Origin of the sequence: Sphingomonas sp. CCH9-F2 (genome assembly GCF_001556735.1) — a bacterium.
Taxonomy (GTDB): Bacteria; Pseudomonadota; Alphaproteobacteria; order Sphingomonadales; family Sphingomonadaceae; genus Sphingomonas; species Sphingomonas ginsenosidimutans.
Genome location: NZ_LSJO01000086.1, coordinates 1 through 6,276 on the forward strand (window position 1 = coordinate 1; position 6,276 = coordinate 6,276).

At 67.5% G+C, this 6,276-nt stretch carries 7 protein-coding genes; 4 read left to right on the plus strand and 3 right to left on the minus strand.

The window, feature by feature from the left end:
* The 3 genes from AX685_RS02495 to AX685_RS02505 form a co-directional block, all read right to left on the minus strand.
* Positions 1-580 (minus strand): shikimate dehydrogenase family protein (locus tag AX685_RS02495; RefSeq protein WP_066485087.1); only part of this gene is annotated, 580 nt, incomplete at its 3' end.
* The gene (locus AX685_RS02500) at positions 577-1,125 is read right to left on the minus strand and encodes a Maf family protein (protein WP_066485106.1); all 549 of its coding nucleotides are present in this window, start codon (positions 1,123-1,125) and stop codon (positions 577-579) included. The genes AX685_RS02500 and AX685_RS02495, both read right to left, overlap by 4 nt.
* A 40-nt stretch (positions 1,126-1,165) precedes the next feature.
* Positions 1,166-1,999, minus strand: coding sequence for a pyruvate, water dikinase regulatory protein (locus tag AX685_RS02505; protein WP_066485092.1), 834 nt, complete (start codon positions 1,997-1,999; stop codon positions 1,166-1,168).
* Positions 2,000-2,314: 315 nt separating this feature from the next.
* Here AX685_RS02505 and hemE point away from each other — a divergent pair, with 315 nt between their 5' ends.
* From hemE to AX685_RS02525, 4 genes are all read left to right on the plus strand, one after another.
* Complete coding sequence (gene hemE, locus AX685_RS02510; protein WP_066485093.1) at positions 2,315-3,337, plus strand: uroporphyrinogen decarboxylase; 1,023 nt, start codon at positions 2,315-2,317, stop codon at positions 3,335-3,337.
* The gene (locus AX685_RS02515) at positions 3,337-3,792 is read left to right on the plus strand and encodes a CopD family protein (RefSeq protein ID WP_066485108.1); all 456 of its coding nucleotides are present in this window, start codon (positions 3,337-3,339) and stop codon (positions 3,790-3,792) included. The genes hemE and AX685_RS02515 overlap by 1 nt, the downstream gene beginning before the upstream one ends.
* Positions 3,793-3,961: 169 nt before the next feature.
* Positions 3,962-5,218: a transcription termination factor Rho gene (rho, locus tag AX685_RS02520; RefSeq protein ID WP_066485094.1), complete on the plus strand. Its 1,257-nt coding sequence runs from the start codon at positions 3,962-3,964 to the stop codon at positions 5,216-5,218.
* A gap of 206 nt (positions 5,219-5,424) precedes the next feature.
* Entirely contained in the window at positions 5,425-6,165 is a 741-nt protein-coding gene (locus AX685_RS02525; protein ID WP_066485104.1) for a TerC family protein, read from the plus strand.
* Positions 6,166-6,276 lie beyond the last annotated feature (111 nt).

A 6,276-nucleotide genomic window follows, 5' to 3' on the forward strand; every position in this document is an offset into this window, starting at 1 on the left:
GACCGGTCATGCCCAGCGCGCTGGTGTTGACCAGCAGCGTCGCCGCCGGCAGCCGCGCGGTCGGCGGCAGCGCATCGCCCTTCAGACCGAACTGCGCGAGCAGCGCGGCGCCCTTCAGCGGGGTACGATTGAGCAAGGTGACACGCCCGACGCCGAGCCGCGCCAGCGCGAACAGCACCGCGCGCGCCGCGCCGCCAGCGCCGACCACCGCCACCGGCTGACCCGCCAGGTCCAGCCCCGCGATCGGCGAGACGAAGCCCGCCGCATCGGTATTGGTGCCGACCAACGCGCCGCTCTCGTCACGAAACACGGTGTTGATCGCACCGATCGACGCGCGAAGGTCGCCCGGATCGGGCACGTGATCGAGCGCCGCGACCTTATGGGGCACCGTGACGTTGCAACCGCGCCACGCCGGATCGGCGGCGCGATCGGCGAAGAAGCGCGACAGATCCTCGGGCGCGACGCGGGTGGCGCGATAATCGGCGGCGATCCCGAGCTTTTCGAGCCAGAAACCATGGATCAGCGGCGATTTGGAATGCGCGATCGGATCGCCGATCACCTCGGCATAGGCTTGGGTCACGCCGGCAGCACCTTTCGCACGCGCAGATAGTCGAGCACCGGGAGCAGCGGCATCCCCAGCACGGTGAACTGGCTGCCGTCGATTCGCGCGAACAATTGCGCACCCGGCCCCTCGATCCGGTAGCAGCCGACGCAGCCGGCGATCGCGGGCCATTCGGCATCGAGATAGACGTCGATGAAGGCATCGGACAGCGGGCGGACGAACATCTTCGCCTTATCCACCACGCGCCACACCGGCTGGCCGTTCTCCGCGACCACCGCCGCGCTGACGAGATCGTGGCGCACGCCGGACATGCGGCGCAGGTGCTCGCGCGCCTCCGCGCGGCTGGTCGGCTTGTCGAGAATCGTGCCGTCGGCGAGCACGGCCAGGCTGTCCGACCCCAGCACCAGCCGGCCGGGGTGGCGCGCCGATACCTTGAGCGCCTTCAGCTCGGCCAGCGCATCGGCCACCTCGCGCGGATGGGCACCGGCCATTGCCGCCTTCAGCGCCGCTTCGTCGGCGTGCGCGGGTTCGGCGGTGAAGGGCACGCCCGCGGCGGACAACATCGCGGTGCGCGACGCGCTCTGGGACGCCAGGATCAGCACGTCATTCTCCCGTGGCGCGCGGCGCCTGCCCGCGGCGTTCGTTGACCAGCGCGATGATCGCGGCGGCGGTCTCCTCGATCGACCGGCGCGTGACGTCGATCACCGGCCAGCCGTTGTCGGCGAACATCCGCCGCGCGAATGCGATCTCGCGCGTGACCGCATCCTGATCGACATAATCGGTCTGCGCCGCCTGGTTGAGTGACAGCAGGCGGTTGCGCCGCACCTGGATCAGCCGGTCGGCGCTGGTGGTCAGCCCGACGACCAGCGGGTTCTTGAGCTCGAACAGGAAGCGCGGCGGCGGGCTTTCGACGACGATCGGGATGTTCGCGGTCTTGAAGCCCCGGTTGGCGAGATAGATCGAGGTCGGCGTCTTCGACGAGCGGCTGACCCCCGCCAGCACGATATCGGCTTCCTCCCAATCCTCGTGCGCGATTCCGTCATCGTGCGCGATCGTGAACTGGATCGCATCGACGCGCGCAAAATAGGCGGCGTCCAGTACGTGCTGACGCCCCGGGCGCGCCTTCGCCTGCTGACCCAGCAGCATCGACAGCGCATCGTTGACGGGATCGAGCGGCGCGACCGTCGGCAGGCCCAAGGCGCGGCAGCGGTTTTCCAGCGCCGCGCGCGTCACCGGGTTCACCAGCGTGAAGATGACGAGGCCGGGGTTCTGCGCGATTTCCTGTAGGATGCGGTCGAGGTGCATTTCGGTGCGCACCATCGGCCAGAAATGGCGCACCGTCTCGACATCGTCATATTGCGCCAGCGCCGCCTTGGCGATGTTCTCCAGCGTCTCGCCGGTCGAATCCGAGAGGAGATGGAGGTGAAGCCGGACCATCAGCGGGTCAGCGGGGCCGATCTGTGGACAACATGGGGACAGGCGCTAGCGCAACTTCGCCGCGCGGCCAAGCGAGCGATCGGACCGTGGATGAAGGCGATTCCGTCCACAATCCCGTCCCCAGCCCGGCATATCGTCCACGGCCTGTGGATAACGGGGACAACCGGCGCCGAATCCGCCGCTTCGCGAGGGCGACCCCCGCGTCAAGCTGTTGGCATTTCCGGGGCGAACGCATAAGCCCCGCAACTCACCCGCCATCATCATCAACAATCCCTTTAAGAATCTCTTAATAGGAAGAAGGAACGGTCGCCGATCGTGGACAAGCCGCTGCTCAGCGTCCTGAAGGGCCATCGCCAGGCCCGCCCCCCGATGTGGCTGATGCGACAGGCGGGACGGTATCTGCCGGAATATCGCGCACTGCGGGCGGAGAAGGGCGGCTTCCTGGCGCTCGCCACCGATCCGGTCGCCGCGGCCGAGGTGACGATGCAGCCGATCCGCCGCTTCGGCTTCGATGGGGCGATCCTGTTCTCCGACATCCTGATGGTGCCGTGGGCGCTGGGCCAGGACCTGTCGTTCGGTGCCGGTGAGGGCCCGCGGCTGGTCCCTGCGCTGGTCGATCATGCGTTGGCGACGCTCGCAGCAGCGCCGGAGCGGCTCGACCCGGTCTATGCCACCGTGCGCGGCGTCGCGGCCCAGCTGCCCGCGGGCGTCACCTTCCTGGGGTTCGCCGGATCGCCGTGGACGGTCGCGACCTATATGGTCGCCGGGCAGGGCAGCCGCGACCAGGAGGTGACGCGGACGCTCGCCTATCGCGATCCCGCAGGGTTCGACGCGATCGTCAATGCGATCGTGGCGATGACGATCGACTATCTGGCGGCGCAGATCGCCGCGGGGGTGGAGGCGGTGCAGCTGTTCGACAGCTGGGCCGGCAGCCTGTCGCCCGACCAGTTCGACCGCTGGGTGGTCGCGCCCAACCGCCGCATCGTCGAGGGGCTGCGCGCGCGCTGCCCGGGCGTACCGGTGATCGGCTTTCCGAAAGGGGCGGGGGGCAAGCTGCCCGCCTATGCCGCCGGGACCGGGGTCGACGCGATCGGGCTGGACGAGACGGTCGACCCCGCCTGGGCCGATGCCGTCCTGCCCGCCGGGCTGCCGGTGCAGGGCAATCTCGATCCGCTGGCGCTGCTGGCCGGGGGCGAGGCGCTGGACCGCGGGATCGACCGCGTGCTGGCGGCGTTCCCGGAACGGCCGCACGTCTTCAATCTGGGCCACGGGATCGGGCAGCATACCCCGATCGCGCATGTCGAGCGCCTGCTGGCGCGGGTAAGGGGTGAGGAATGATGGCCGGTTTCCTGGGCGCCACCTATGACTGGGTGAAGGCCGCGCATGTGATCTTCGTGATCTTCTGGATGGCGGGGCTGTTCATGCTGCCGCGCTATCTGGTCTATCATCAGGAAGGGATGGGCGATCCGGCCGAGGCGGCGCGGTGGATCGATCGCGAGACCAAGCTGCGCCACATCATCCTGACGCCGGCGATGATCGTCGTGTGGGTGCTGGGCCTGGCGCTGGCGTTCAACGCGGGGATTGCGGACGGCGTGCCCGGGCTGGGATGGCTCCATGCCAAGCTGGCGCTGGTGCTGCTGCTGTCGGCGTATCACGGCTGGGCGGTCGGCTATGCCAAGAAGCTGGCGCGCGGGCAGGCCACCGCCGCCAACCGCACGCTGCGGATGCTGAACGAGGTGCCCGCGATCGGCGCGGTGCTGATCGTCGTACTGGTGATCGTGAAGCCGTTCTGAGGGGCCGGGGCGACCAAGGCGCTTGACTAAGGGAGGCGCGAATCCTACGTCGCGCCCACGGCGCAGACGGGTCCCCGGCGCGTCGCCTCCTCTACAGCTTCGTTTCTCGAGCGTTCTCCATCGCCGGCCGAGCTTCCCCTGACACCCCGATCATATCGGACACCCGTAGATGCATCTGAAAGACCTGAAGAAGAAGGCGCCGGCCGAGCTGGTGCAGCTGGCCGAGGAACTCGGTGTCGAGGGCGCCTCGACGCTGCGCAAGCAGGACCTGATGTTCGCCATCCTGAAGGTGCAGGCCGAGAACGGCGAGCAGATCATGGGCGAGGGCACGATCGAGGTGCTGGCCGACGGCTTCGGCTTCCTGCGGTCGGCGCAGGCGAATTATCTGGCCGGGCCGGACGATATCTATGTCAGCCCCAACCAGGTGCGTAAGCACGGGCTGCGCACCGGCGACACTGTCGAGGGCGAGATCCGCGGGCCGAAGGACGGCGAACGCTATTTTGCGCTGACCCGCCTCACCACCGTCAATTTCGAGGACCCCGACCGGGTTCGCCACCGCGTCAACTTCGACAACCTGACGCCGCTCTATCCCGATGAGCGGCTGAAGATGGAAATCGAGGATCCCACGATCAAGGACAAGTCGGGCCGCGTGCTCGACGTCGTCGCCCCGATCGGCAAGGGCCAGCGCTGCCTGATCGTCGCCCCGCCGCGCGTCGGCAAGACGATCATGATGCAGAATATCGCCAAGGCGATCAGTGCGAACCACCCCGAGGTGTTCCTGATCGTCCTGCTGATCGACGAGCGGCCCGAGGAAGTCACCGACATGCAGCGCACGGTGAACGGCGAGGTGGTGTCGTCCACCTTCGACGAACCGGCTACGCGCCACGTCCAGGTCGCCGAAATGGTGATCGAGAAGGCCAAGCGGCTGGTCGAGCACAAGAAGGACGTGGTGATCCTGCTCGACAACATCACCCGTCTGGGCCGCGCCTACAACACCGTCGTCCCGTCGTCGGGCAAGGTGCTGACCGGCGGCGTCGACGCCAATGCGCTGCAGCGGCCGAAGCGATTCTTCGGCGCGGCGCGCAACATCGAGGAAGGCGGGTCGCTGACGATCATCTCCACCTCGCTGATCGACACCGGCAGCCGCATGGACGAGGTGATCTTCGAAGAGTTCAAGGGCACTGGCAACGCCGAGATCGTGCTGGACCGCAAGGTGGCGGATAAGCGCATCTTCCCGGCGATCGACGTGGGCAAGTCGGGCACCCGCAAGGAAGAATTGCTGGTCGAGAAGGGGCAGCTGTCCAAGATGTGGGTGCTGCGCCGCATCCTGATGCAGATGGGCACCGTCGACGCGATGGAATTCCTGCTCGGCAAGATGAAGGATTCGAAGACCAACGAGGATTTCTTCGATTCGATGAACCAGTGATCGGATGCGGCCTGCGCCATGCTGGCGCAGGACTCGCATGGATCCGGCCGGCGGGTGCGCCGCACGGCGCACCCGATCGACAACGCGGGCTTCGCCCGCGGCACCGTGGGGCGGTGCGTTCGCGCTGCTCCATAGGTAGCATTCCACGTCCGGAACGTTATGCCGGCCCGCATCATTGAAGCCGTTCGACGTCGGGAGTCACGTTCTTGAGCCTCATCGCCACGCTTGCCGCTGCCGCTGCTGCCGCGCCCATTCAGGGGCCGGGATCGCTGGGCGACATCTGGCAGCATATCGTCGCCGATTTCTCGAACCTGTCCGATCCCGCCGCGCTGGCGGCGTTTGGGTCGGTGCTGATGATCGATCTGGTGCTGGCGGGCGACAATGCGATCGTCGTCGGTGCGCTGGCGGCGGGTCTGCCGTCCGACCAGCGGCGCAAGGTGATCCTGATCGGCATCGGCGCGGCGCTGGTGCTGCGCATCCTGTTCGCGCTGATCGTCACTTGGCTTATGGGGATCGTCGGGCTGATCTTCGCCGGGGGGCTGCTGCTGCTATGGGTCAGCTGGAAATTCTGGCGCGAGATTCGCGCGGGCGCACATAACGAGGGCTCGGCGGAGATCGCCGGCGACGAATCCTCGGGGCTGAAGCCGGCGAAGAGCTTCGCCGCCGCCGCCTGGGCGGTGGCGGTCGCCGACGTGTCGATGAGCCTCGACAACGTGCTGGCGGTGGCCGGCGCGGCGCGCGAACATCCCGGCATTCTGGTGATCGGCCTGCTGCTGTCGGTGGCGCTGATGGGCCTGGCAGCCAATTTCATCGCGCGGATCATCGATCGCTATCGCTGGATCGCCTATGTCGGCCTTGCCGTGATCGTCTTCGTCGCGTTCCGCATGATCTACGAAGGCTGGGTGGGTGCCGAGACGACGCCGGGGCTGGTCACGCTGTTCAGCTGAACGGGCGGACATTCGCGGGTTCAGTGCGCGTTCAACGCGGTGCCCGTATCATGCGGGCCGGTAATAGTCGGAGACCGCATGTCGAAGTTCCTCCTGCCGCTGGCGGTGGCG